We start from the raw sequence: 26,095 nt of genomic DNA on the forward strand, positions 1-26,095 counted from the left end.
ATCGCGGGCGTGGCCCGCTCCCACGGTGGATCGCACGAGGTCAGCTCACCGCCTCATGACCGCGATGGTGGATGAAAGAGCGTCAGCTACGCGCCCCGATCCACCCTGCATCTGTGTGGGAGCGCGCCATGCGCGCGATTCGCGGGCGCGGCCCGCTCCTGCAGTGGATCGCACGATGCCAGCTCACCGCTTTGCGATCTCAGCGTGGATGAGCAGGGCGTGGGTGTGACCGGGTTCTCGCGGCGAGGTCAGTCAGCGAACCCCTCGGACTGTGCTAGGGTCTCTAGTCGATAGCTGTTTCGACAAGAACAAGAGCAGGCTGCCGAGCCATGTCCCGAACGCAAAGAACGCTCGACCCCTCCTACGAGTTGATGGATGACCACGAGGGTCATTCGCTGATCTATCGCCAGCACGGCTTTCCCAGCCCGCTGGTGCGTTGGCATTTCCACAAGGAATACGAGCTGCACCTGATCGTTGCCAGTTCCGGCAAGGTGTTCATCGGCGACTACATCGGCAATTTCTCCCCCGACACCCTGTTTCTCACCGGCCCCAACCTGCCGCACAACTGGATCAGCCAGATGAGTGCGGGCGAGGCGGTGGCCGAGCGCGACATGCTGGTCAACTTCACCGACGAGGTGCTGGAGAGCGGCACCGCGGTATTCGCCGAGCTCAAGGATCTGCAGCCGCTGCTCAGCCGGGCCCATTACGGCATCGAGTTCCGCTGCGAGCGCACCATCGCCGAGGCGCGTCAGCTGCTGCAGCGCATCGCCGACTCCCAGGGCATGACCCGGTTGGGCAATTTCTTCATCCTCATGGAGCTGCTCGCTGCTTGCGACGACTACCAGTTGCTGTCGGACAGAACCGCTGCGCAGCTGGCTGACGAGCACCATGTCGAACGCATCAACCGCGCGGTGGATTACATCTTCCAGCACTACGCCCAGGAGCTGACCCAGGAAGAAGTGGCCGAGTATCTGGGCATGACGCCCACCTATTTCTCGCGTTTCTTCAAGCAGGCCACCGGGCGGGGCTTCGTCGAGTTCGTCAATCGCATGCGGGTGAGCAAGTCCTGCGAGCTGCTGACCCAGAGCGACAAGCCGGTGACTCAGGTGTGTTTCGAGTCGGGCTTCAACAACATTTCCAACTTCAACCGGCGTTTCCAGCAGCTCAAGGGCATGACGCCCAGCGGCTATCGCAGGCTGGTCACGCAACGGGTTACCGAGCAAAACCTGTACTGATTCCGTCGCTCTCATCCACCGGGAAGATGCAGAAAGGCTCGTGCTTGAGCCTTTCTGCTGCATTTCATGACCGTTGTCCGTCACCTGGCGAGTGCAAAAAAGTATCGGTTGCAGTGCAGTCGAGGCGTTGTCTGCGCTCGGTCGTAGGGGTGTAATCCGGGTCGGCCCACAAAAACAATAACGTCTCCTGCGACCTCTCCGGTCAGGGAGAGGAGTTCAAGACCATGAACCACACGATCAAAGTACTGGTAGCCGCTTCATGCCTGTCGCTCACCGTTGGCGCGCAGGCCGCCGAAACCCTGACCATCGCCACGGTCAACAACAGCGACATGATCCGCATGCAGCGCCTGGCGAAAACCTTCGAAGAACAGAACCCCGACATCAAGCTCAAGTGGGTGGTACTCGAAGAGAACGTGCTGCGTCAGCGCCTGACCACCGACATCGCCACTCAGGGCGGCCAGTTCGACGTGCTGACCATCGGCATGTACGAAGCGGCGCTGTGGGGTGAGAAGGGCTGGCTGGAGCCGATGACCGATCTGCCCGCCGACTATGCCCTCGATGACGTCTTCCCCTCCGTGCGTGAGGGCCTCTCGGCCAAGGGCCAGCTCTATGCCCTGCCGTTCTACGCCGAAGCGTCGATCACCTACTACCGCACCGATCTTTTCGAGCAGGCCGGGTTGAAGATGCCCGAGCAGCCGACCTGGGATCAGATGGCCGAATTCGCCAGCAAGCTGCACCAGCCCGACAAGGGCCAGTACGGTATCTGCCTGCGTGGCAAGGCCGGCTGGGGCGAGAACATGGCGCTGATCACCACCGTGGCCAATGCCTACGGCGCGCGCTGGTTCGATGAGCAGTGGAAGCCTGAATTCACCGGCAGCGAGTGGAAGAACGCGCTGAACTTCTACGTCGACACCATGAACAAGTACGGCCCGCCGGGCGCGTCTAGCAATGGTTTCAACGAGAACCTGGCGTTGTTCAACAGCGGCAAGTGCGCGATGTGGGTCGATGCCAGCGTGGCCGGCTCGTTCGTCACCGACAAATCGCAGAGCAAGGTCGCCGACTCGGTAGGCTTCACCTTCGCGCCGACCCAGGTCACCGACAAGGGCGCCTCCTGGCTGTACTCCTGGGCGCTGGCGATCCCTACCAGTTCCAAGTCCAAGGACGCTGCCAAGACCTTCAGCGCCTGGGCCACGTCCAAGGCCTACGGAGCGCTGGTCGCCGAGAAGGATGGCGTCGCCAACGTGCCGCCAGGCACCCGCGCCTCGACCTACAGCGACGCCTACATGAAGGCGGCGCCGTTCGCCAAGGTCACCCTCGACTCGTTGAAGAAGGCCGACCCGGCCAACCCCAGCGCCAAGCCTGTCCCGTACGTGGGCATTCAACTGGTGACCATTCCCGAGTTCCAGGCCATCGGCACCAGTGTCGGCAAGCTGTTCGCCGCCGCGCTCACCGGGCAGATGAAGCCTGATCAGGCCCTGCAGGCAGCACAGCAGAGCACCGAGCGGGAAATGAAGCGCGCCGGGTATCCGAAGTAGCGGAACCGCGATCGTTCCCACGCTCTGCGTGGGAACGTATGTCGGGACGCTCCGCGTCCGCCCCGGTGTTACGCGGCGCGGAGCGCCACAGGCGGCGTTCCCAAAGCGTCATCCGCTGTAGAACCGTCTTTCGGAGACACGATGAATACCATCGACAATCCTGCGGAGCTGGCCCGCGAGCCGGCGCCGCGTAAATCGCGACGCCTGGCGCCCGGCTGGTTTCTGGTCAGCCCTTCGGTCGTCCTGCTGCTGATCTGGATGATCGTGCCTCTGGGCATGACCATCTATTTCTCGCTGATCCGCTACAACCTGCTGTACCCCGGCGAGAACGATTTCGTCGGGCTGGAGAACTTCGAGTACTTCGTCACCGACGCCGCGTTTCTGTCTGGCGCGGGCAACACCCTGTTGCTGGTGGGCAGCGTGCTGCTGATCAGCGTGGTGTTCGGCGTGCTGATTTCCGCACTGCTGGAGGCCAGTGAGTTCTTTGGCCGGGGCATCGTGCGGGTGCTGCTGATCTCGCCGTTCTTCATCATGCCGACGGTCAGCGCGCTGCTGTGGAAGAACCTGATCTTCCATCCGGTTTCGGGGATTCTGGCAGCCGTCTGGCAGTTCTTCGGCGCTCAGCCGGTGGACTGGCTGGCGCACCACCCCTTGTTCTCGATCATCCTCATCGTGTCCTGGCAGTGGCTGCCATTCGCCATCCTCATCCTGATGACCGCCATGCAGTCTCTGGATCAGGAGCAGAAGGAAGCCGCGCGCCTCGACGGTGCCGGACCGCTGGCCATCTTCTGGCACCTGACCCTGCCGCATCTGGCGCGACCGATTGCCGTGGTGGTGATGATCGAAACCATCTTCCTGCTCTCGGTATTCGCCGAAATCTACACCACCACCGGCGGCGGCCCGGGCTATGAGTCCACCAACCTCGCTTACCTGATCTACACCCAGGCGCTGCTGCAGTTCGACGTGGGCATGGCCTCCGCTGGCGGGCTGATCGCCGTGGTCATCGCCAACATCGCCGCCATCGTGCTGATTCGCATGATCGGCAAGAACCTGACCGACCGGCAGTAGGAGCGAAGCATGCTGACCCTCAAGCAATCCCGTCGGCTGCAGAGCCTGATCATCGGCACCCTGGCCTGGGCCATCGCCGCGTTGATCTTCTTTCCGATCTTCTGGATGGTGCTGACCAGCCTGAAGACCGAGCTCGACGCCTTCGCCACGCCGCCGCAGTTCATCTTCACGCCGACGCTGGAAAACTACCTGCACATCAACGAGCGCAGCAATTACTTCAGTTTCGCCTGGAACTCGGTGCTGATCTCCTTCTCGGCGACCCTGCTGTGCATGCTGATCGCGGTGCCGGCGGCATACTCGATGGCGTTCTTCGAGACCAAGCGCACCAAAGGCACGCTGCTATGGATGCTGTCGACCAAGATGCTGCCGCCGGTCGGTGTGCTGGTGCCGATCTATCTGCTGGCCAAGCAATTCGGCCTGCTCGATTCGCGTATCGCGCTGATCGTCATCTACACCCTGATCAACCTGCCGATCGTGGTGTGGATGGTGTACACCTACTTCAAGGATATCCCCGGAGAGATCCTCGAAGCGGCGCGCCTGGATGGGGCCACCACCTGGCAGGAAATCGTTCGCGTGCTGCTGCCCATCGCCCGTGGCGGCCTGGCCTCGACCATGCTGCTGTCGTTGATCCTGTGCTGGAACGAGGCTTTCTGGTCGCTCAACCTGACCAGTTCCGCGGCGGCGCCACTGACCGCGCTGGTGGCGTCCTACTCCAGTCCCGAAGGCCTGTTCTGGGCCAAGCTTTCCGCCGTTTCGACGCTTGCCTGCGCGCCCATCCTGATCTTCGGCTGGATCAGCCAGAAGCAGCTGGTGCGTGGCCTGTCGTTCGGGGCCGTGAAATGAGGACGCCGATATGTATTTGATTCTCGTCGCCCGCCGTAGGAGCGAGCTTGCTCGCGATCTGCCGGCAACCGGCAGTGGCTCTGCTGCCACGGTCGAGGGCGATTTCGCTGCCGGTTCCCTGCAGATCGCCGGCAAGCCGGGCTCCTACGCCCGTTGGGCAGAAGCACAACTGCAGCGTCTGTAAACAATCGAAGAATAAGACTGGAGCCCGCTATGGCTGATTTGAAAATCCGCAACCTGAAGAAAGGCTTCGACGGCACGGCGATCATCAAGGGCATCGACCTGGATATCGAGAACCGCGAGTTCGTGGTCTTCGTCGGCCCGTCCGGCTGCGGCAAGTCCACGCTGCTGCGGCTGATCGCCGGCCTGGAGGAGGTGTCCAGCGGGACGATCACCCTCGACGGCACCGATATCACCGACACCGCGCCAGCCAGGCGGGATCTGGCGATGGTCTTCCAGACCTACGCCCTGTATCCGCACATGACCGTGCGCAAGAACCTGTCCTTCGCCCTCGATCTCGCTCGGGTAGGCAAGCAGGAAGTGCAGGAGAAGGTCGCCAACGCGGCGCGCATCCTCGAGCTGGACGCCCTGCTCGAACGCAAGCCCAAGCAGCTCTCCGGTGGTCAGCGCCAGCGCGTGGCCATCGGCCGCGCCATCGTGCGCAATCCGAAGATCTTCCTGTTCGACGAACCACTGTCCAACCTCGATGCCGCCTTGCGCGTGCAGACCCGCCTGGAGCTGGCGCGGCTGCACAAGGAGCTGAAGGCGACGATGATCTACGTGACTCACGATCAGGTCGAGGCCATGACCCTGGCCGACAAGGTGGTGGTGCTCAACGGCGGCCGTGTGGAGCAGGTCGGTTCACCGCTGGAGCTCTACAACCACCCGGTCAACCTGTTCGTCGCCGGCTTTCTCGGCACGCCGAAGATGGGCTTCCTGCGTGGCCAGGTCGAGCGCGTCGATGCCGGGCTGTGCCAGATCCGCCTGGAAGGCGCTGCCACGCTGGATCTGCCGCTGGCAGGCACCGGCCTGGCGAGCGGCAGCCAGGTCACCCTGGGCATCCGCCCCGAGCACCTCAACGTGGTGCCTGCCGGCCAGGGCCGACTGCAGGCGACGGCGGACGTCAGCGAGCGTCTGGGCAGCGACACCTTCTGCCATGTCCGGGTGGGCGACGAAGTGCTCACCGTGCGTGTGCGCGGTGATTTCTCCCCGGCCTATGGCGAGCCGCTGGCGCTGGATTTCGATCCGGCCCACTGCCACCTCTTCAACGCCGATGGCCTGGCCATCGACAAACGCATCCAGGCTGGCCAGGCCGCCTGAAGCGCAGGAATGACCCCATGAAACTGACCCGCAAGAATCTCGCATCACTGGCCGCCGAGGTCGATGTACCGGCCTACGATCCGGCGGACGTACGCCAGGGCATCGCCCATATCGGCGTCGGCGGTTTCCACCGTGCTCACCAGGCGATCTACACCGAAGCGCTGCTCAACCGTGGCGAAGCCCTGAACTGGGGCATCTGTGGCGTTGGCCTGCGCCGCGAGGACCGCGCCATGCAACAGGCGCTGGCCGAGCAGGATCACCTCTACACGATGTTCGTGCTGGGCGATGAGCCCGGTCTGGAAGTCCGTGTGGTCGGTGCCATCAATGGCATGCTGCTGGCCGAGGACTCACCCGCCGCGCTGATCGACAAGCTGGCCGATCCGGCGATCCGTATCGTTTCGCTGACCATCACCGAAGGTGGCTACTGCATCGACGACAGCAGCGGCGAGTTCATGGCCCATCTGCCGGACATTCAGCATGATCTGGCGCACCCGGATGCACCGCGCAGCGTCTTTGGCTTTCTCTGCGCCGCCCTGGCCAGGCGCCGTGCTGCCGGCACGCCGGCGTTCACGTTGATGTCCTGCGATAACCTGCCCCACAACGGCGCGGTGACCCGCAAGGCGCTGCTGGCGTTCGCTCACCTGGCCGATCACGAGCTGGCGACCTGGATCGACAGCCATGTCAGCTTCCCCAATGCCATGGTCGACCGCATCACACCGATGACCAGCGACGCGCACCGCCAGCAACTGGCCGAGCGTCATGGCGTCGAGGACGCCTGGCCGGTGGTCTGCGAGCCGTTCCTGCAGTGGGTGCTCGAAGACAAGTTCGTCAGCGGCCGGCCGGCCTGGGAAAAGGTCGGTGTGCAGTTCACCGATGACGTCACGCCCTACGAGGAGATGAAGATAAAACTGCTCAACGGCAGCCACCTGGCGTTGACCTACCTGGGCTTTCTCAAGGGCTATCGCTTCGTTCACGAGGCCATGAACGATCCACTGTTCCAGCGCTATGTGCGCACCTTCATGGACCTCGACGTGACCCCGCAACTGGCAGCGGTGCCGGGTATCGATCTGGAGGCTTACAAGGACACCCTGATCGAGCGCTTTTCCAACCAGGCCATCGCCGATCAGCTCGAACGCGTCTGCTCGGACGGCTCGTCGAAGTTTCCCAAGTTCATCGTGCCGACCATCAACCGGCTGATCGAGGACGGTCGGCCGCTGGAGCGCGCGGCGCTGGTGGTCGCCGCGTGGGCGCTGTACCTCAAGGGTGTCGACGAGAAAGGCAGCCGCTATCGCATTCCTGATCCACGTGCCGAGTTCTGCCAGAAACTGGTACAGGATGACGACCGGGTGAGCGAGCTTGTGTTGGGCGTCGAAGTGATCTTCGGCAATGGCATCCCGCAGTCGGCGGCTTTCGTCACGGCCTTCGAACTCTGCTATGACAGCCTGCGCAAGCTCGGCGTGACGCGCACCCTGCAGACCCTGCTGGGTGATTGAGCCATGTACCTCGGCATCGATTGCGGCACCCAGGGTACCAAGGCGCTGGTGCTGGATATCCACAGTGGGCGGGTGCTTGGCGAAGGCAGCGCAGGGCACCAGCTGATCAGCGGTGCCAACGGGCGTCGCGAGCAGGAACCGGCCGACTGGCTGCAGGCCTTCGAATTGGCCACCGCGCGAGCGCTGCAGCAGGCCGGCGTGTCGGGTCGCGAGGTTCTCGGCATTGGCGTGTCCGGTCAGCAGCACGGCCTGGTGCTGCTCGATGCCAAAGGCGAAGTGCTGCGCCCTGCCAAGCTGTGGTGCGACACCGAGTCGGCCGCCGAGAACGCCCAGCTGCTGGATTTGCTCGGCGGCGAAAGCGGTTCGCTGGAGCGCCTGGGTGTGGCCATCGCGCCGGGCTACACGGTGTCCAAACTGCTCTGGACCCGTGATCATCACCCTGAGGTGTTCGCCCGCATCGCCCACATCCTGTTGCCCCACGACTACCTGAATTACTGGCTGACCGGGCGTTTCTGCGCTGAATACGGGGATGCCTCGGGTAGCGGTTATTTCAACGTGCGCACCCGCGCCTGGGACAGCCAACTACTCGAGTCGATCGACCCGAGCGGCGCCCTGTCGCGTGCCTTGCCGGAGCTGATCGAGTCGCATCGCTGCGTCGGTCCGATTCGTCCGCAGATCGCCGAGCTGCTGGGTCTGAACCCCCGTGCTCTGGTGGCCAGCGGCGGTGGCGACAATATGATGGGCGCCATCGGTACGGGCAATATCGCCCCCGGCGCCATCACCATGAGTCTCGGCACATCCGGCACGGTATACGCCTACGCCGATCAGCCACGGGTCAGCCCACACCCGCAGGTGGCGACCTTCTGTTCGTCATCCGCTGGCTGGCTGCCGTTGATCTGCACCATGAACCTGACCAACGCCAGCGGTGCGATTCGTGAATTGCTGGGGCTGGATATCGAGGCCTTCGGTGCGCTGGTCGGCCAGGCGCCCATCGGTGCGCAGGGCGTGCTGATGCTGCCATTCCTCAATGGCGAGCGGGTGCCGGCGTTGCCGCAGGCCACCGCCAGCCTGCATGGCCTGACGACCGACAACCTGACTCGCGCCAATCTCTGTCGGGCGGTGGTGGAGGGCACCACCTTCGGCTTGCGCTACGGGCTCGACCTGTTGCGTGACAGCGGTATTCGCAGCGATGCGATCCGCCTGATCGGTGGCGGTGCGAAGAGCGCCCCATGGCGGCAGATCGTCGCCGACATCATGGGGGCGCCGGTGGCCTGCCCGCAGCACACCGAAGCGGCAGCGCTCGGTGCGGCGATCCAGGCCGCCTGGTGCGTGAGTCACGAGCAGGGCGAGGCGCTGAGCCTGGACAGCCTGTGCGAGCGCTGCGTGACCCTGGATGAAACCCGCGGTGCCCAACCCGACGCGTTGCGCCGCCGGGCCTACGAGGGTGTCTACCAACGCTACCGTGAGCTGGTGCGACAACTGCAATGACCCACACCGACGGCATTTTGCCGTCGGCTCTTCCCTGCGCGAGCGCGCCTTCTGAGATGCGGAGATTCCATGTACCTGGTATGCGGCGAAGCCCTGTTCGATTTCTTCTGCAACCCTGGCGAGCGCAGCAGCGAGCTGAATTTCCAGGCCCTGGCCGGCGGTTCGCCGTTCAACGTGGCGGTCGGCCTGCGTCGGCTTGGCGTGGAGTCGGGCCTGTTCGGCGGTATTTCCAGTGACTACCTCGGCCAGCGCCTGCGCCAGGTGCTGGAGGAGGAGGGGGTGAGCGATCGTTACCTGATCGCCAGCGAGGCGCCAACCACCATGGCCATGGTCGCGCTGGATGCCAAGGGCTCGCCGCAGTACATGTTTCGCGGCGAGGGTTGTGCGGATCGTCAACTGCTACCCGAGCATTTGCCCGCTCTGGACGATGAGGTCAAAGGCCTGCACGTGGGCTCCTATTCGCTGGTGGTACCACCGATTGGCGACACTCTGCTGGCGCTGGTCGAGCGCGAGAGCGACCGCCGCCTGATCACCCTGGATCCCAACGTACGTCTCAATCCTGCACCGAATATCGAGCGCTGGCGCCAGCGAATTGAATCTTTTGCCGCCCATGCGCATCTGATCAAGGTCAGCGAGGAAGACCTGGAGCTGCTCTATCCCGGTATCGAGCCGCTGACGAGCATCGAGCGCTGGTTGGCCCGGCGTTGTCAGGTGGTGTTTCTGACCCGTGGCAGCGAAGGGGCGAGCGTGTTCAGCCGGCAGCATGGGCACTGGTCAGTGCCGGCGCGCCAGGTGGTCACGCGTGACACGGTGGGAGCGGGGGATACCTTCCAGGCGGCGATCATCGCCTACCTGGTGCAGCATGGGCTGGACAGCCCCACTGCCCTCGCTGCGTTGTCTCGTGAGAGGCTCGATGCGATGCTCGATTTTGCGGTGCAGGCCGCGGCGCTGACCTGTTCGCGGGTGGGTCCGCAGTTGCCGTATCGCCATGAACTGGAGCGTTATCAGGCCGTTGAGGGAAGTCAGGCGCAGTAGGCAATTTTCAACGCAGTATTGCCAACGCCACGCCCAGCGGCATGCAATCGAATTCGCGAGGTCAGCCTGGCTGGCCCGAACCAAGGAGTCTTCATGCCGTACCTTTCATCATCGCTGGATGTCACGCAATTGCCGAGCTGGCAGGCCCTGGTCGCCCACCGCGAGCGTCTTGCCGGTTTCAGCATGCGCCAGGCCTTCGCCGCGGATGCGCAGCGCTTCGAGACCTTCAGCCTGAGCGGCTGCGGGCTGTTTCTGGATTACTCGAAGAACCTGATCAATACCGAGACCCGCGAGCTGCTGGTCAATCTGGCCCGGGAAGTGGGGCTGGAGCGGGGCATTCGGGCGCTGTTCGACGGCGAGCTGCTGAACAACACCGAGAAGCGCCCGGCGCTGCACACTGCGCTGCGTCGTCCGCTGGGTGACAAGGTGCAGGTCGATGGCGTCGACATCATTCCCGAGGTGCAGCGCGTGCTGCAGCAGATGACCGAGCTGGTCGGGCGCATCCACGATGGCCTGTGGCGCGGTTACACCGAGAAGCCCATCACCGACGTGGTGAACATCGGCATCGGTGGCTCCTTCCTCGGCCCGCAACTGGTTTCCGAAGCGCTGCTGCCCTTCGCCCAGCGCGGTGTGCGCTGCCACTACCTGGCCAATATCGACGGTAGCGAATTCCACGAGCTGTCGGCCAAGCTGCGCGCCGAGACCACGCTGTTCATCGTCTCGTCGAAGTCCTTCGGCACTTTGGAAACTCTCAAGAACGCCCAGGCCGCTCGTGGCTGGTACCTGGCTCAGGGTGGCTCCGAAGCCGAGCTCTATCGTCACTTCATCGCCGTGTCGAGCAACCGCGAGGCGGCGGTGGGCTTCGGCATCCGTGAAGAGAACATCTTCCCGATGTGGGACTGGGTCGGTGGGCGCTACTCGCTGTGGTCGGCCATCGGTCTGCCGATCGCCCTGTCCATTGGCATGTCCAACTTCAAGGAGCTGTTGTCCGGTGCCTACCGCATGGACGAGCACTTCCAGACCGCACCGTTCGAAGAGAACATGCCGGTGCTGCTGGCACTGCTCGGTGTCTGGTACGGCAACTTCTGGAACGCCCAGAGCCATGCCATCCTGCCGTACGACCACTACCTGCGAAACATCACCAAGCACCTGCAGCAGCTGGACATGGAGTCCAACGGCAAGAGCGTGCGTGGCGATGGTCAGCCGGTCAACACCGCCACCGGTCCGGTGATCTGGGGGGGCGTGGGCTGCAACGGCCAGCACGCCTATCACCAGTTGCTGCATCAGGGCACCCAGCTGATTCCGGCGGATTTCATCGTGCCGGTGAGCAGCTACAACCCGGTCGCCGACCACCAGCAGTGGCTGTACGCCAACTGCCTGTCGCAGAGCCAGGCACTGATGCTCGGCAAGTCCCGCGAGGAGGCCGAGGATGAGCTGCGTGCCAAGGGCGTGAGCGAGGAAGAGGTGCAGCGCCTGGCGCCGCACAAGGTGATTCCCGGCAACCGTCCGAGCAACACCCTGGTCATGGAACGCGTCAGCCCGCGGCGCTTGGGTGCGCTGATCGCCATGTACGAGCACAAGGTGTTCGTGCAAAGCGTCATCTGGGGCAACAACGCGTTCGACCAGTGGGGCGTGGAGCTTGGCAAGGACCTTGGCAAGGGCGTTTATTCGCGCATGGTCGGTAGCGAGAGCGCGCGGGCGGAAGATGGCTCCACTCAGGGCCTGATCGACTTCTTCCGCGGTCGTCACCGCGGCTGATCGATCCGCAGTGCCATTATCTGGATGAGCGCAAAAGCCGCCCGGCATCTCTCCGCAGGCGTACGGTTTCGCGTGGCCGGGCATGGCCAGAATCACGCCCGGTCACGCGGCCTTTCTGATCAAAGGCCGCTCGCTGTCACACTCTGGACATCTGTACGTTCTTACATGGGACAGGTATCGAGCCCATGCTAGAGCGGTTGCGTGCGGAGCCAGGCGAGCCTGGCTCAGTGGCATGCAGTTACATATCGCTGGCCAATTTGGATCGCTTTTCTTGCGATTAAGGTTGGTTTAAGCCTTCATGGGTAAATTCGTATGCGATGTGACCAGTTGGTCACGAAGCACACTGCCACTAGATGGCAAGTCAATATCACGACTGAAACCAGGAGGCACCATGAGCGAGCGCATTCGTTCCATCCGATCCGCTACACCCTCGGCAGCCGGCAAGCAGACCGCGGAAGATGCCCTGCAGACCCTGCTTGATGGCTTTCAGCGTTTTCGCACCGAAGTCTTCCCCGAGCAGCGCGAGCTGTTCAGCAAACTGGCCCGCCAGCAGAGCCCGCAGGCCATGTTCATCACCTGCGCGGACTCGCGCATCGTTCCCGAACTGATTACCCAGAGCGACCCTGGCTCGCTGTTCGTGACCCGCAACGTCGGCAACGTGGTGCCCCCTTACGGACAGATGAACGGTGGCGTATCCACGGCCATCGAGTACGCGGTGATGGGCCTGGGCGTGCAGCACATCATCATCTGCGGACATTCCGACTGCGGCGCCATGAAAGCGGTGCTGGCGCCTGACACCATCGAGCGCATGCCGACGGTCAAGGCCTGGTTGCGTCATGCCGAAGTCGCCAAGACCGTGGTCGCCGACAACTGTGGCTGCGCCGATCACTCCACGCTCGGTGTGCTCACCGAAGAGAACGTGGTGGCCCAGCTCGACCACCTGCGCACGCATCCGTCGGTTGCTGCGCGCCTGGCCAGCGGTCAGCTGTTCATCCATGGCTGGGTCTATGACATCGAGAACTGCACCATCAAGGCCTATGACGCCGAGCGTGGCGAGTTCCTGCCGCTCGATGGCGAAACCGCTCCCAACGCCAGCCCTCGAGCGCGTTACCTGGCTTCCTAGCCGACCCCGACAGGACGTCACCCGGTGGCCATGAATCGACCCGTGGGTTAACCCCGCCAACAATCGACAGCCGTGTTCGGGTCTGCTCCGTCATTTCATGACGGAGCAGACCCTTGGGTTTTGACTGCCTACCTGCCAGACGGCGAGCGTTGCTTGTCGTCGTGACCTTTCGTGCGCCGTACCCGCAGGAGACCGCACCATGACCCTCGCTTCTTTCAAATCCGCTCTACCCCGTGATGCCCTGGCATCCATCGTGGTATTTCTCGTCGCCCTGCCGCTGTGCATGGGTATCGCCATCGCGTCCGGCATGCCGCCGGCCAAAGGCCTGATCACCGGCATCATCGGTGGTCTGGTGGTCGGTTGGCTGGCCGGCTCGCCGCTGCAGGTCAGCGGCCCGGCTGCCGGCCTCGCCGTACTGGTGTTCGAACTGGTGCGCACCCATGGCCTGGCCATGCTCGGGCCGATTCTGCTCCTGGCTGGACTGCTGCAACTGATCGCCGGGCGCCTGCGTCTCGGCTGCTGGTTTCGCGTCACGGCACCGGCAGTGGTGTACGGCATGCTTGCCGGTATCGGCATCCTTATCGTGCTTTCGCAGTTGCACGTGATGTTCGATGTGAAGCCCCAGGCGTCCGGCCTGGATAACCTGCTGGCGTTTCCCGACACGGTGCGCCAAGCGATTCCCGGCCTTGGCGGCGGCAGTGCCATGGCGGCGGCCCTGCTGGGTTTCGGCACCATCGCCTGCATGTTCCTGTGGGACAAGTTGCGCCCCAACAGCCTGCGCTTTCTGCCGGGCGCGTTGCTGGGGGTGGCGTCGATGACGCTGATCAGCCTGTGGATGAACCTGGGCGTGGCGCGGGTCGAAGTACCGGCCACGCTGAGCGATGCCATCGACTGGGTAAAGCCCGCCGATCTGCTCAACCTGGCTGATCCGCACATCCTGCTGGCCGCCGTCGTGGTGGCTTTCATCGCCAGTGCGGAAACCTTGCTGTCTGCGGCGGCGGTGGATCGCATGCACAGTGGCGCGCGTTCCAATATGGATCGTGAGTTGTCCGCTCAGGGCATCGGCAACATGCTCTGCGGTGCGCTCGGTGCCTTGCCGATGACCGGGGTGATCGTGCGCAGCTCGGCCAACGTGCAGGCCGGCGCGCGCACCCGCATGTCGGCCATCCTCCACGGTGCCTGGTTGCTGGCGTTCGTCATGCTGCTGCCCGGTGTGCTGCAGAGCATCCCCATCGCTTCGCTCGGCGGTGTCCTGGTGTACACCGGTTTCAAACTGGTCGACATCAAGGCCATTCGCAGCCTCGGGCGCTATGGCCGGGCGCCGGTATTCATCTACGCGGCCACTGCCATCGGCATCGTCTCGGTCGACCTGCTCACCGGTGTACTGATCGGCTTCGCCCTGACACTGGTCAAACTGGCCAGCAAGGCTTCGCGTCTGAAGGTCAACCTCAATCAGGTCGGCCCCGACCAGGCGGAACTACGCCTTATCGGCTCGGCGACTTTCCTCAAGGTGCCGCACCTGGCCAGCGTGCTGGAGGGTATCGCGCCGACCACTCGCCTGTATGTGCCGCTGGACAAGCTCAGCTACGTCGATCATGCCTGCATGGAGTTGCTCGACGACTGGGGCCGCGCGGCAGAACAGCAGGGCGGTGCGCTGCTGATCGAACGCCACGGCCTCAACCGGCGCCTGGAAGGTCGCACACTGAGCATGCGTCGCGCGGTGGCCTGACAGCCATCAGCCCTACAGGGCTTCAGCCGCCATGTGCAGCGTGGAGCCCGTCCGTTTCATCCGCGCCTGCTGCAATGGCAGGCGCGACTTTCTTCACCGTGACAGCTGGCCGCATGCGCCAATGCGACCTTGGCGCTCAGTATCTGGTACCTTTTCCCGCTGTTCATCGCCTACCGGCTGATCCCATCTGCCTGGCCGCCGTGCCATTCGCGTGTCGATCGGGGTTCTCTGGCCAGTCCGGGCGATCACCTTTCACTCAGACCATCGTGGCCGCCATGACCCGAAAGCAAATCACCGTATTCGTCCTGATCGCCGTCGTCGCACTGGTGCTCGGTCTTGCCGTCAATCAGGTGCTCAGCAGTAAATCGAAGAACGACCCTGCCGCGTTGCTCGACGCTGGCATCGTCATGCTGCCGCAACAACGCCAGGTACCGGCGCTGGACTTCGTCGATCAGGATGGCCAGACCTTTTCCACCAGTCAGCTCAAGGATCAGTGGAGTCTGCTGTTCTTCGGTTACACCTTCTGCCCGGACATCTGCCCGGCGACCCTGGCTCAGCTGCGCCAATTGCGTTCGGAAATCCCGGAGGAGGCCTGGAACAACCTGCGCATCGTACTGGTGACCGTCGACCCCAATCGCGACACGCCCGAGCAGATGAAAAAGTACCTGGGCTATTTCGATGCCGGTTACATGGGCCTGACCGGTGAGCCGGACACCATCCAGACGCTGGCCAACGCGGTGAGCATTCCCTACATCCCGGCCGATACCAGCAAGGAAAATTACCTCGTCGACCATAGCGGCAACCTCGCCGTCATCGGCCCTGACGGCACTCAGCGCGGCTTCATTCGTGCGCCGATCAATGTCGACAAACTGGCCGCACAATTGCCGGGATTGATCCGCAAGGATTGAAACGTTGGGCGAACGCCTGATGCCTGTCGGTGGCGTCTTCGCCGGCTCTCCAGGAGCCGCGACGCCGCGGCGAATGATGGGCATGACACGCATGGTGCGCTGATCACCATCGCATCGTCCGCGAGCGGGCTCCTCAGGGGCTCGCGGCTCTGCAGGTTTTGCAGACGAATCACGGCCAAGTGCGGCGGTACGGCGAGCCCGTCCATCGGGTGCATGAGGCCGTCGACGATCTGGAAGCAGGCTCGCTCACCCTGGCTTTCCTGCCTGTGCATGGCGCCAGCCTGACTGACGCGGTACCTGGTCAAAAATGTTAATTGAAAACTATTCTCATCGGTCGGTAAGATGCGGCTCCTTCCCGCTCAGGTCAGGTATGACGATTGTCGGATCTGGATCTCAAAGGCCTTTTCCAGCAGCACGCCAGGGCGCTACAGAGCTTCCTGCTGCGCAAGAGCCGTGACCCCCACCTGGCTGCCGATCTGGTCCAGGAAAGTTTCCTGCGCCTGACCGAGCAGGCGCGGCACGACCACATCGAGAATACCCCGGCCTATCTCTACCGTACCGCGCGCAACCTGCTGATCGACCACCGTCGCCAGCAGGATCGACGCAAGACCGACCTGGTGGGCGACGAGGTGCTCAACGCTGTCGAAGATGAGGTCGACAGCCTGGAAGACACGACCGAGAGGCAGCAACGTATGGAGCTGTTGCAGCGTGCTGTGGCCGAACTGCCACCGCGTACCCGCGAAATCTTTCACCTCAACCGAATCGAAGGGCTGACCCATGCCGAGGTCGCCAGGCGTCTGGCAATCAGTGACAGCTCGGTGCAAAAGCACCTGTCCAAGGCGCTGTCGCATGTCATGGAACGCCTGGGTGCAGGCCCATGAGCGGGAAAAATGCCGGTATCGCCGGGCGCTTTTACGGTAAAAGAGCCGCCCGAGCGTCATTACCCTTATAAGACGAACCGAGAGCACGACGTGAATAGCCCAGACCTGCAGGATCGCGGGATTCGCCAGGCCGCTGCCGAATGGGCGGTGCGCCTGAGCGATTCGCCACTCGCCGAGGATGAGCAGCAGGCGCTGCAGGCCTGGCTCGCCCTCGATTCGCGTCACGCCGCTGCCCTGCAGTTCGCTCGGCATACCTGGGGTGACCTCGCCGGTCTGACGGAGCCGCTTCTCGATGCTCCGCGGCGTGCACCCGCTCGGCCGCTTGCCGCGCCGCCAAGGCGCCGTAGCAGGCGTGCACTGCGTTGGCTGAGCAGCGCCTCGCTGGCGGTGATCGTTACCGCTGTCGGCTGGACGCAGGGTAACGCGCTGTACCTGCCACTGATCGCCGACCACCTGACCGCCAGCGGGGAAGTGCGCACCTTCGAGCTGCCCGACGGTAGCCAGGCGACGCTCGATGCGCGCAGTGCCATACGCCTCGATTACACCTCCCAGGCGCGGCGTATCGAATTGCTGGCCGGCTCGGCCATTTTTCAGACGGCTCCGGTGGGCAAGCACGAGTCACGGCCATTCATCGTCGACAGCGGTGGTGGCAAGGCCCAGGCGCTGGGCACGCGTTTTCTGGTCAGCCGGGGTGACGCCGAGCAGGCGCTCGTCGGTGTCATGCAGCACCGTGTGGCCGTCAGCAAACATGGTCAGAGCCTGATTCTCGACGAGGGGCAGAGTGCGCGTTTCGACGCCGATGGGCGGATCGAGCGGCTGAGCCTGGATCTGTCGCGCGCCAGCAGTTGGCAGCGCGGTCTGCTGATTTTCGATCAGGTACCGTTGCAGCAGGTGGTGACCCAGCTCAATCGTTACCGCGACGGGCACATTCTCATCGCTGGCGGCCAACTGGCGCAGCGCCGAGTCAGCGGTGTGTTCCGCCTGGACTCGCTGGACGGTGCGGTCGCTACCCTCACGGGCGAGCTGCAGGCCCGGCATAGCGATCTGCCCGGCCTCAGCATCATTTACTGAGCCGCGTTCGCCTGGGCTTTTCAGCCGAACGAATAATTTCCAAAAACGCTTACTGAGTTTTCCCGGCTGCAACGTCTTGCTTGTTGATAGTGATTTTCATTACACGCCAATATCAACAAAGAGCAGGGTCGATGGGCAACAAGGGAATGCGTCATTCAATCGCCGGAAACCAGAAAGGGCATCGCGCTCTGGGGCTGGCGGGTGGTTTGCTGGTGGGTGTGGCGCTGGTCGCTGGCAGTAGCGCCTGGGCCCAGCAGTCGGCGCCTTTGGCGGCGGATGCGGGCGGCGCTGTGAGGGCAGCTCAGGTCCAGTTCGATATTCCCGCACAGCCGCTGGGGAGCGCTGTGATCGCCTTTGCCGAGCAGGCCGGGATTCAGGTGTTCTTCGACAGCAGCAAGCTGGCAGGGCTGCAGAGTCGTGAGCTGAAGGGGCCGCACGGGCCGGAGCAGGGCTTGCGTCTGCTGCTCAGTGGTCTGCCGGTCAGCTACAGCTTCACGGGTGAGCGGCGGGTCAACGTGGAGCGGGTGGCCGAAGTCGCCGGCACGCTGCAGATCGATGCGACGACCATCGAATCGACCCGCGACGTCAGCAATGAATGGATCTACCAGGCGCCGCGCTCGGTCAGCGTTATCACCCGTGACCAGCTCGACCGCAACCCGCCACGGCATGCGGCCGACATGCTGGTCGAAACGCCAGGCGTGTACAGCGCGGTGAGCGCCCAGGATCCAGGGCTGTCGGTAAACATCCGCGGCATGCAGGACTTCGGTCGGGTCAACACGATGATCGATGGCATGCGCCAGAACTTCAACGAGAACGGCCATCAGCAGCGCAATGGCCAGCTCTACGCGGATTCCGAGCTGATCAGCAGCGTGGTGATCGAGAAGGGCCCGCGCTCCGACGTCACCGGTGCCGCGTCGATTGCCGGCAGCGCCAACTTCGGCACGCTGAATGTCGACGACATCATTCTGCCGGGCCAGGATCAGGGCGTGCGCCTGCGCGGCATGACCGGCCTGGGCGGCCACGGCAATGGCGTCAACTTCATCGGCAGTGCCGCTGTGGCCGGGCGCTTCGATGACCGCTGGGAGCTGCTCGCCGCCCGTAGCCGACGCAGCTTCGGCGATTACGCGCCGGGCTCGCGTCGGGAGAACTTCGATTTCCTGCTCGGTGGCGTTCAGGATTCCGACCGCCCGATCACGCAGGTCGTCGATCGCATCAAGTTCTCCGATCAGGAGCAGGATTCGGAGCTGTTCAAGGCGCGCTTCGTCATCAATCCGGAGCAGGCCCTGCAGTTCACCTACATCAATACCGACCTCGGCTATGCCAACGTGTCCGACCGCCGGGTGATCAACCCGGTCGACGGCGCAGCACGGGACGGTGAAGAGGCCTGGCAGAAATACGGCGATGCCAGTGCCCGTTCGCAGTCCTTCGGGCTGGACTACAGCGTCGATTCCGACTCGCCGCTGCTGGATCTCAAGGCCAAGCTCTACTACGTCACCACCCGCAACCAGCGCGACACCGCCGCCGGGCGACCGGTCGTCACGGGCGGCGTGAACATGACCGATACCGCCTGGCGACTGGGTTACTGCGACCAGAGCCCGGTGCCCGGCTCCTGGACCAGTGCCTGCGAGGCCGGGCTGGGTAACGATGCGCGTACCAAGATCGACACCATCGGCTTCACCCTGGACAACACCGCGCGCTTCGCCTTGGTTGGCGTCGAAGGTTTTCGCTTCAACCATGGCCTGGAGTACTTCCAGGATCGTGGCGCCTCGGACACCGTCTACAACCGCCAGGGCCGTGAAGTGGGTAGCGACACCAATACCCTCAACCCCAACGGCAAGCGCAGCATCACCAGCGCTTTTGGCAGCCTTACCTTCGAGACCGAGCAGATCACGCTGTCGGGTGGCCTGCGTTATGACTACTACAGGCTCAAGGGCAAGACCCGCGTACCCGTTACGGACTGGACCTACGAGGGCCGTGCCCAGGTTTACAACCGTCTGCTCACGCAATCCATCGCTGACACTCAGCTACGCTGCACCAGCTACGTGGCGCCTGTGATACGCGGCCAGAGCGAAGCGGCGCGCCTGGCCCGTCAGGCGCGTACCAGAGCGAGTGCCTGCGCCAACATCCCGGGACTGCAGGCCAGACTGGCGGCCGACCCGACCTCGGATCCGCGCTACTACACGAGTTTCTATGATGGCATCTGGTCGTCCAACACCGGCATGCGCGCGTACGAGGTCGATGAGAGCCTGGACAAATTCCTGCCTACATTCGCTGCCGCGTACCGCCCTACCGACTGGCTGGAAGTCTTTGCCAGTTGGGGCAAGTCCTGGCGGCCGCCGGCGCTGACAGAGTCGCTGATGGAGGGCTCCCATCCCGGTGACCCTTTCGCCACCATGTACCCCAATCCCTACGCCGAACCAGAGACGTCGCGCAGTTGGGACCTGGGCTTCAACGTCAACAAGCTGGACCTGGTCACGGTGGGCGACCAGTTCAACGCCAAGGTCACGTACTACGACACGCGCGTCGACAATTACCTGATCACCTCGATGGACAATGCCCTGCCGGGCATGACCGGCGGACTGGGTAACACCATGTTCGTCAATAATCAGGCCCGCATGCAGTTTCGCGGGGTCGAGCTGGAACTGGACTACGACGCCCGCCGCTGGTACAGCGGCCTGAACTACACCCATGTGATCGGTGGCGACAACGATATCTGCCAGAAGACTTTCCCGCTCGGCAGCGACAACATCCGCGAAGACATGCCCCGTGAGGACGGCAGCTATTCGGACCTTCGCAACCAGGCCGTAGCCGCTGGATACCCCTCCTACCAGGCCTACCTGGATGCCCAGACCTATTGCGGGGGAGACGTGTTCGGCATGAACAGCGCCCGCAACTCTCCGATGGATCGCGGCAGTTGGGTGTTCGGCACCCGCTGGCTGAACGAAAGCCTGGAACTGGGCACTCGCCTCAACTACAGCGCCGCCGGCCGGCCCAGAGGCTGGAGCACCGACCTGTGGCCGAGCTACACCACCTGGGACCTGTTCGCCAGCTATCGCATCAGCCGCAACCTGCAGCTGCGCGCCACAGTGGAAAACATCCGCGACCGCAGCTACGTCATGGGCTACTCGGACATCTTCGTCAAATCCTATGGGCCCGGTCGTACCGTGATGGGCGGCTTCGAACTGCAGTTCTGAATAGGGTCGTCGCCTGTGAGGGTCCTGTTCGATGCACTCCGGTGACGGTGTGCGTATCGGTACCGCGAGGTGCCAATCAACCGGCGAACGATCGCCAAGCAAGGAGAAACAACGATGGCAATTTCCTATAGCTACGATGCCGACCACTTCCCGATCAACTTCACCTCGGGTGGCTCGCTTGCAGAATTGTTGGGCGCTTATGAAGCCAATGGCGTTGCCGGTCAGCACCCGGCCAACACTGGCGGTTTCTACACCAATGGCGTCGCGTCAGGGCTGTCCGGCGATACCTACGCGCTGTCGCTCAACAACGGCGCCTTCTCGTTCTCGGCGGTCGGCAACCTGTCCTACAACTTCAGCAGCCACTCGCTGTACGGCACCCTGCAGCAGGTGACCCTGGGGGGTGGCCTGAATGCCAACGGTACCGTTTCCAGCCCGCTGATCAGCTTCGACTTCGGCAACACGCCGCTGACCGCCACGGCGGCGGAAGGTCGCGACAATGCCGTGCACGATGTGATCTGGGGCTTGATGAACGGTTCGGTCGAAGGGGCTACCGACAGCGCCGGTACGCCGAACGACGGTGGCCTGCTGGCCGTGCTGGAAGCTGCCGGGCTGGCCGACGACATCATCACCGCAGCGGGTTCGTCGTTGAGCGAGTCCGAGTTGCTGCTGGCTGCCTGATCATCAGGCAATAAAAAGCGAACGGATAAGTCATCCCGTCCGCTCTGGTAACGCCGTCACGGCCCGTGTTTTCCAAGGCCCAGGCTGTGACGGTCACGAATTCTGGGTGTCGCCCGGGCGCCCGTCAATGGCGCCGGGGGATGCCGCCGGGCGTGTCGCGCCTGGCATTGCGCCAAGGAGCCCCTGCATGCGTGCGCCCGTTCCCGCGGCTGCCAACGAGATACTTCAGGCCCTGCGTGCCTGCCGATCAGGGCTGCTGCATGTCGGCCTGTTCTCTGCGGTGATCAACCTGCTGATGCTGGCACCTGCGCTCTACATGCTGCAGGTCTATGACCGGGTGCTCGCCTCCGGCAATGCCATGACCCTGTTGATGCTGACCCTTATCGTGGTCGGGCTGTTCGTGTTCGCCGGAGCGCTGGAATGGATCCGCAGCCTGCTGGTGATCCGGCTCGGTACGCAGATGGACATGCGCCTCAATGCACGGGTATTCGAGGCGACCTTCGAAGCCAACCTGAGCAACGCGCGACAGACCTCGACCCAGGCGCTGAGCGATCTCACCAGCCTGCGTCAGTTCGCCACCGGCAATGCGCTGTTCGCCTTCTTCGACGCCCCCTGGTTCCCGGTGTATCTGGGGGTGATCTTCCTGTTCAGCCCGTGGCTTGGTCTGCTTGCCCTGGTAGGTGCCCTGGCGCTGGTGATGCTGGCCTGGCTCAATCAGCGCCTGACCCGAGAGCCGCTTGGCGAGGCTGCACGGCTGTCCATCGCGGCGAATCAGCAAGCCGCCGGCCATTTGCGTCAGGCCGAAGCCATCGAGTCGATGGGCATGCTTGGCGCGATACGCCAGCGCTGGTTCGCCCTGCATGCCGGCTTCCTGGGCCAGCAGAACCTGGCCAGTGAAAAGACCGCCGTGTTCAGCGCCTGGTCCAAGTACGTGCGTCTGGCGCTGCAGTCACTGGTGCTGGGCCTGGGTGCCTGGCTGGCCCTGGATGGGCTGATCACGCCGGGTATGATGATCGCCGGTTCCATACTCATGGGCCGGGTGCTGGCGCCCATCGATCAGGTCCTCGGCGTCTGGCGGCAGTGGAGCAATGCGCGGCTGGCCTATGAGCGGCTGTCGGCGCTGCTCCAGGCGCACCCGCCGCGCCAGGCAGGCATGCCGCTGCCCGCGCCGCTCGGTGCGCTACGCGTCGAGCAGCTCAGCGCTTTCGCCCCGGGCACCCGCACGCCGTGCCTGGTGAACCTTGGTTTCGCCCTGGGGGCGGGCGAGGTGCTGGGTGTGATCGGCCCCTCGGGCTCGGGCAAGTCGTCCCTGGCACGCCTGCTGGTGGGCGTGGCCAAGGCGCAGACCGGCAAGGTGCGCCTGGATGGCGCCGATCTCCAGCAATGGGACCGCACTGCGCTCGGGGCTCATATCGGTTACCTGCCGCAGGACGTGCAGCTGTTCGCCGGCAGCGTGGCCGAGAACATTGCCCGTTTCACCGAGGTGGATGCGCAGAAGGTGGTGGCCGCCGCGCGTATGGCCGGTGTGCATGACCTGATCCTGCAACTGGCCGACGGCTACGATACCCGTCTCGGTGAAGGCGGCACCGGCCTGTCCGGGGGACAGCGGCAGCGTATCGGCCTGGCCCGTGCACTGTATGGCCTGCCAGCGCTGATCGTGCTCGATGAGCCGAACTCCAATCTCGACGAAGTGGGTGAGCAGGCCCTGCTGGCAGCCATCGCCGAAGCGAAGCGGCAAGGTTGCACCCTGGTGCTGATCGCCCACAAGCCGTCATTGCTGGCCAGTACCGACAAGCTGCTGGTACTGCGTGACGGACAGATGCAGGCGTTCGGGGCCGCCGAGCGGGTCCTGCAGGAGTTGCAACCCAAGGCGGCACCCTTAGCTGCAGCCTTGCGCGGGGCCCCATCGCTGAGCATGAGTTACAGCAGCCACGGAGTGGCATCCTGATGGCCCAGTCCTTGCGCAAGGAGGGGCCACTGGCCGATGTGCTGCCCCTCGACGAGCGGCGTTATTCACGCATGGGTGGCTGGCTGCTGGCAGTCGGTTTCGGTGGTTTTCTGCTTTGGGCTGGGCTGGCCCCCCTCGACAAGGGCGTGGCGGTCAGCGGCAACGTAGTGGTCGCCGGCAATCGTCAAGCCGTGCAGCATCCCTCTGGTGGGGTGGTTCAGAGCCTGCTGGTACGTGACGGTGATCAGGTCGACGCCGGTCAGGTGCTGATTCGCATGGACGCCACGCAGATCCGTGCCCAGCGCGAATCGCTGTTCGTTCAGCACCTTGGAGCAGTGGCCAGCAGCGCTCGCCTGGAGGCCGAGCGTGACGGGCTGGCGGCCATCGCATTTCCGCCGGCCATCGCTTCAGCTGACGATCCACGGGTCGACTCGACCCTGGCCTTGCAGCGGCAGTTGCTCGCCAGTCGACGAGCCGCGTTGCGTCTGGAGCTCGATGGCCTGCAGGAGAGCATTGCCGGCAGCCAGGCCGTGCTCGAAGGGCTGCGCGCCGCCAAGGCTCACAAGGACGAGCAGCGCAGCAGCATGCAGGCGCAATTGCAGGGGCTGCGCGAGCTGGCCCGCGAAGGCTACGTGGCCCGCAATCGGCTGTTGGAAAACGAGCGGCTGTATGCCCAGCTCAATGGTGACATCTCCGAAGACCTCGGCAATATCGGCCGCACTCAGCGGCAGATACTCGAGCTGCGTCTGCGTGCCGCGCAGCGTGGCGAGGAGTACCAGCAGGACGTCCGTCAGCAGCTTGCCGATTCACGCCTCAAGGTGGAGGAACTGGGCAGCCGACTGAGCGCTGCCGACTTCGAACTGGCCCACAGTGAAGTCCGTGCCCCAGCCGCGGGCACCGTGGTCGGGCTCGACGTATTCACCGAGGGTGGGGTGATTTCGCCGGGGCAGATGCTGATGGAGATCGTCCCGCAGGACGCTCCGTTGCTGGTCGACGCACGAGCCCCCGTGGAACTGGTCGACAAGCTGCAGCCCGGCCTGGACGTGGAACTGCTGTTCGTCGCCTTCAACCAGAGCCGTACGCCGCGGGTCAATGGCAAGGTGACGCTGGTATCCGCTGACCGCCTGCTGGATGAAAAGACCGATCAGCCCTATTACCGGCTGCGCGTGCAGGTGGACGACGACGGGTTGCGGCAGTTGCAGGGCCAACAGATTCGGCCCGGCATGCCGGTGGAAGCCTTCGTGCGCACCGGTGAGCGTTCGTTGCTCAACTATCTGTTCAAGCCGCTGACCGATCGCACCCATATGGCGCTGGTGGAAGAATGAAAGTATCGAATCGAACCCGGCGTCGGGTCTCGCCAGCCCTCAGGTGCGGGATCCTGCTGCTCGGTGCGCTGCTCGCCGGGCCGAGCCTCGCGTTCGGCGTGATGGACGCTTACGCCCTGGCCCTGCGCAATGATCCGACTTTTCGCGCCGCCACCCGCGAGCGGGATGCTGGCGTGGAGAACCTGGCCATCGGCCGTGCCGGCTTGCTGCCGAACCTCTCGTACAGTTATCGCAAGGCCCGCAACGAGTCCGATGTCACGGCGGGCGGGGGGACCAACGGCCGTGATTACGACAGCTACTCCTCGGCGCTGACCCTGCAGCAACCGCTGTTCGATTACGCCGCCTGGGCCGAGTACCGCCAGGGCGTGGCCAAGGCAGCGCTGGCCGACGAACGTCTGCGTGGGCGTGGCCAGGAACTGGTGGTGCGGGTGTTCGAGGCATACAGCCAGGCATTGCTGGCTGGTGAGCAGATCGAGCTGGCGGGTGCCCAGCGGCGTGCCTATGCCGAGCAGTTGCAGCTCAACCAGCGCACCTTCGAGGCTGGCGAAGGCACCCGTACCGACCTGCTGGAAACCCGCGCTCGCCATGATCTGTCGCGGGCGCAGGAGATCGAGGCGCAGGATGCCCTGGATGCCGCGCTGCGCGATTTGCAGGCAATCATCGGCGAGCCGGTCGAGCTTCGCCAACTGGCCCCACTGAGCGGCCCGTTCAGCGCCGAACCGCTGGCTCCGGCACGGTTCGAAGGCTGGCGCGACATGGCCATGGCGCACAACGCCGAACTCGCCAGCCAGCGCCATGGGCTGAGCGTGGCCGAGCAGGAAGTCGAGCGTCAGCGCGCCGGGCACCTGCCAACGCTGGGGCTGTACGCCAGTTCGCGCAAGACCAGCTCCGACTCGGAAAGCACCTACAACCAGAAGTACGACACCGACAGCATCGGCATCCAGCTCAGTATGCCGTTGTTCGCCGGTGGCGGTGTATCGGCGGCGCGGCGTCAGGCAGCGGCATCCTACGAGCAGGCCCGCTACGAGCTGGACGCCCAGCGCGACGGGGTGCTCAACGAGCTGCGGCGGCAGTTCAACCTGTGTGCGAGCAGCACCGCCAAGGTGCGCGCCTATGAGCTGGCGGTCGAGTCGGCCAGCGGTTTGATCGACGCCACCCGAAAGAGCGTGACCGGTGGCGAACGGGTCAACCGCGATGTGCTCGATGCCGAGCAGCAGCTCTACAGCGCCCGGCGGGATCTGGCCGAGGCCCGTTATGGCTACCTGCGCGCCTGGTTGCAGCTGCGCTACCTGGCCGGGGTGCTCGGTGAGGCGGATCTGCGCCACTTGAGCCGTTACTTCCCGGCTAGCGCATGACAGTTGGCTCACGGAGCGAGTGACGGTGTTTACCGACTTTCTCCTGCTGATTCGTCAGTTATCCAGATGATGCCGAGCACCGCTCGGGAGGCCCGTACAAGGAGAGAC

20 protein-coding genes are annotated in these 26,095 nt (G+C 64.0%); all 20 read left to right on the forward strand.

The features are described 5' to 3' along the window. Positions 1-329: 329 nt before the first annotated feature. The 20 genes from ACT9T4_RS15660 to ACT9T4_RS15755 all read left to right on the forward strand — a co-directional run bounded on the left by ACT9T4_RS15660 (position 330) and on the right by ACT9T4_RS15755 (position 25,987). Complete coding sequence (locus tag ACT9T4_RS15660; RefSeq protein ID WP_042553633.1) at positions 330-1,235, forward strand: helix-turn-helix domain-containing protein; 906 nt, start codon at positions 330-332, stop codon at positions 1,233-1,235. A 224-nt stretch (positions 1,236-1,459) separates the two neighbouring features. Continuing rightward, positions 1,460-2,770, forward strand: coding sequence for an ABC transporter substrate-binding protein (locus ACT9T4_RS15665; RefSeq protein WP_042553632.1), 1,311 nt, complete (start codon positions 1,460-1,462; stop codon positions 2,768-2,770). Positions 2,771-2,911: 141 nt separating this feature from the next. Continuing rightward, complete coding sequence (locus ACT9T4_RS15670; protein ID WP_042553631.1) at positions 2,912-3,838, forward strand: carbohydrate ABC transporter permease; 927 nt, start codon at positions 2,912-2,914, stop codon at positions 3,836-3,838. 9 nt (positions 3,839-3,847) lie between these two features. Then, on the forward strand, positions 3,848-4,681 hold the full coding sequence (locus ACT9T4_RS15675; RefSeq protein WP_042553630.1) for a carbohydrate ABC transporter permease: 834 nt from the start codon (positions 3,848-3,850) through the stop codon (positions 4,679-4,681). A gap of 10 nt (positions 4,682-4,691) precedes the next feature. Beyond that, a complete protein-coding gene (locus ACT9T4_RS15680; protein ID WP_499117841.1) occupies positions 4,692-4,865 on the forward strand; it encodes a hypothetical protein in 174 nt (57 codons plus the stop codon). 29 nt (positions 4,866-4,894) lie between these two features. After that, on the forward strand, positions 4,895-6,001 hold the full coding sequence (locus ACT9T4_RS15685; protein WP_179539557.1) for an ABC transporter ATP-binding protein: 1,107 nt from the start codon (positions 4,895-4,897) through the stop codon (positions 5,999-6,001). 17 nt (positions 6,002-6,018) lie between these two features. After that, positions 6,019-7,494 carry a mannitol dehydrogenase family protein gene (locus ACT9T4_RS15690; protein ID WP_499117842.1) on the forward strand — a complete coding sequence of 492 codons (1,476 nt, stop codon included), beginning with the start codon at positions 6,019-6,021 and terminating at the stop codon, positions 7,492-7,494. 3 nt (positions 7,495-7,497) lie between these two features. Further along, positions 7,498-8,982, forward strand: coding sequence for a xylulokinase (xylB, locus tag ACT9T4_RS15695; RefSeq protein ID WP_499117844.1), 1,485 nt, complete (start codon positions 7,498-7,500; stop codon positions 8,980-8,982). A gap of 69 nt (positions 8,983-9,051) precedes the next feature. Next, positions 9,052-10,017: a carbohydrate kinase family protein gene (locus ACT9T4_RS15700; RefSeq protein WP_499117845.1), complete on the forward strand. Its 966-nt coding sequence runs from the start codon at positions 9,052-9,054 to the stop codon at positions 10,015-10,017. A 93-nt stretch (positions 10,018-10,110) separates the two neighbouring features. Next, positions 10,111-11,775 (forward strand): glucose-6-phosphate isomerase, encoded by a 1,665-nt coding sequence (gene pgi / locus ACT9T4_RS15705; RefSeq protein ID WP_179539560.1) that lies wholly within the window; start codon positions 10,111-10,113, stop codon positions 11,773-11,775. Positions 11,776-12,166: 391 nt separating this feature from the next. Then, positions 12,167-12,898 (forward strand): carbonic anhydrase, encoded by a 732-nt coding sequence (locus ACT9T4_RS15710; RefSeq protein ID WP_042553624.1) that lies wholly within the window; start codon positions 12,167-12,169, stop codon positions 12,896-12,898. A gap of 199 nt (positions 12,899-13,097) precedes the next feature. Then, on the forward strand, positions 13,098-14,627 hold the full coding sequence (locus ACT9T4_RS15715; protein ID WP_042553623.1) for a SulP family inorganic anion transporter: 1,530 nt from the start codon (positions 13,098-13,100) through the stop codon (positions 14,625-14,627). A 275-nt stretch (positions 14,628-14,902) separates the two neighbouring features. Then, positions 14,903-15,535 (forward strand): SCO family protein, encoded by a 633-nt coding sequence (locus ACT9T4_RS15720; RefSeq protein WP_499117848.1) that lies wholly within the window; start codon positions 14,903-14,905, stop codon positions 15,533-15,535. Positions 15,536-15,912: 377 nt separating this feature from the next. Continuing rightward, positions 15,913-16,416, forward strand: a complete 504-nt coding sequence (locus ACT9T4_RS15725) for an RNA polymerase sigma factor (RefSeq protein WP_042553620.1) — start codon at positions 15,913-15,915, stop codon at positions 16,414-16,416. Between the two features lie 90 nt (positions 16,417-16,506). Then, complete coding sequence (locus ACT9T4_RS15730; protein ID WP_042553619.1) at positions 16,507-17,487, forward strand: FecR family protein; 981 nt, start codon at positions 16,507-16,509, stop codon at positions 17,485-17,487. A gap of 131 nt (positions 17,488-17,618) precedes the next feature. Further along, a complete protein-coding gene (locus tag ACT9T4_RS15735) occupies positions 17,619-20,681 on the forward strand; it encodes a TonB-dependent receptor (protein ID WP_499117851.1) in 3,063 nt (1,020 codons plus the stop codon). Positions 20,682-20,795: 114 nt separating this feature from the next. Next, positions 20,796-21,359, forward strand: coding sequence for a heme acquisition protein HasA (locus ACT9T4_RS15740; protein WP_042553618.1), 564 nt, complete (start codon positions 20,796-20,798; stop codon positions 21,357-21,359). A gap of 187 nt (positions 21,360-21,546) precedes the next feature. Then, positions 21,547-23,307, forward strand: a complete 1,761-nt coding sequence (locus tag ACT9T4_RS15745) for a type I secretion system permease/ATPase (RefSeq protein WP_499117852.1) — start codon at positions 21,547-21,549, stop codon at positions 23,305-23,307. Beyond that, positions 23,307-24,632 carry an HlyD family type I secretion periplasmic adaptor subunit gene (locus ACT9T4_RS15750; protein WP_499117854.1) on the forward strand — a complete coding sequence of 442 codons (1,326 nt, stop codon included), beginning with the start codon at positions 23,307-23,309 and terminating at the stop codon, positions 24,630-24,632. Before ACT9T4_RS15745 ends, ACT9T4_RS15750 begins: the two co-directional genes overlap by 1 nt. Then, positions 24,629-25,987, forward strand: a complete 1,359-nt coding sequence (locus tag ACT9T4_RS15755) for a TolC family outer membrane protein (protein ID WP_499117856.1) — start codon at positions 24,629-24,631, stop codon at positions 25,985-25,987. Before ACT9T4_RS15750 ends, ACT9T4_RS15755 begins: the two co-directional genes overlap by 4 nt. Positions 25,988-26,095: the final 108 nt, after the last annotated feature.

It is taken from the genome of Pseudomonas sp. SZ40 (assembly GCF_052958135.1).

What these genes read in the sequence shown, in the direction of transcription:
- ACT9T4_RS15660 (WP_042553633.1), top strand. Translation starts at nt 330, where the DNA reads ATGTCCCGAACGCAAAGAACGCTCGACCCCTCCTACGAGTTGATGGAT.
- ACT9T4_RS15665 (WP_042553632.1), top strand. Translation starts at nt 1,460, where the DNA reads ATGAACCACACGATCAAAGTACTGGTAGCCGCTTCATGCCTGTCGCTC.
- ACT9T4_RS15670 (WP_042553631.1), top strand. Translation starts at nt 2,912, where the DNA reads ATGAATACCATCGACAATCCTGCGGAGCTGGCCCGCGAGCCGGCGCCG.
- ACT9T4_RS15675 (WP_042553630.1), top strand. Translation starts at nt 3,848, where the DNA reads ATGCTGACCCTCAAGCAATCCCGTCGGCTGCAGAGCCTGATCATCGGC.
- ACT9T4_RS15680 (WP_499117841.1), top strand. Translation starts at nt 4,692, where the DNA reads ATGTATTTGATTCTCGTCGCCCGCCGTAGGAGCGAGCTTGCTCGCGAT.
- ACT9T4_RS15685 (WP_179539557.1), top strand. Translation starts at nt 4,895, where the DNA reads ATGGCTGATTTGAAAATCCGCAACCTGAAGAAAGGCTTCGACGGCACG.
- ACT9T4_RS15690 (WP_499117842.1), top strand. Translation starts at nt 6,019, where the DNA reads ATGAAACTGACCCGCAAGAATCTCGCATCACTGGCCGCCGAGGTCGAT.
- xylB (WP_499117844.1), top strand. Translation starts at nt 7,498, where the DNA reads ATGTACCTCGGCATCGATTGCGGCACCCAGGGTACCAAGGCGCTGGTG.
- ACT9T4_RS15700 (WP_499117845.1), top strand. Translation starts at nt 9,052, where the DNA reads ATGTACCTGGTATGCGGCGAAGCCCTGTTCGATTTCTTCTGCAACCCT.
- pgi (WP_179539560.1), top strand. Translation starts at nt 10,111, where the DNA reads ATGCCGTACCTTTCATCATCGCTGGATGTCACGCAATTGCCGAGCTGG.
- ACT9T4_RS15710 (WP_042553624.1), top strand. Translation starts at nt 12,167, where the DNA reads ATGAGCGAGCGCATTCGTTCCATCCGATCCGCTACACCCTCGGCAGCC.
- ACT9T4_RS15715 (WP_042553623.1), top strand. Translation starts at nt 13,098, where the DNA reads ATGACCCTCGCTTCTTTCAAATCCGCTCTACCCCGTGATGCCCTGGCA.
- ACT9T4_RS15720 (WP_499117848.1), top strand. Translation starts at nt 14,903, where the DNA reads ATGACCCGAAAGCAAATCACCGTATTCGTCCTGATCGCCGTCGTCGCA.
- ACT9T4_RS15735 (WP_499117851.1), top strand. Translation starts at nt 17,619, where the DNA reads ATGGGCAACAAGGGAATGCGTCATTCAATCGCCGGAAACCAGAAAGGG.
- ACT9T4_RS15740 (WP_042553618.1), top strand. Translation starts at nt 20,796, where the DNA reads ATGGCAATTTCCTATAGCTACGATGCCGACCACTTCCCGATCAACTTC.
- ACT9T4_RS15745 (WP_499117852.1), top strand. Translation starts at nt 21,547, where the DNA reads ATGCGTGCGCCCGTTCCCGCGGCTGCCAACGAGATACTTCAGGCCCTG.
- ACT9T4_RS15750 (WP_499117854.1), top strand. Translation starts at nt 23,307, where the DNA reads ATGGCCCAGTCCTTGCGCAAGGAGGGGCCACTGGCCGATGTGCTGCCC.
- ACT9T4_RS15755 (WP_499117856.1), top strand. Translation starts at nt 24,629, where the DNA reads ATGAAAGTATCGAATCGAACCCGGCGTCGGGTCTCGCCAGCCCTCAGG.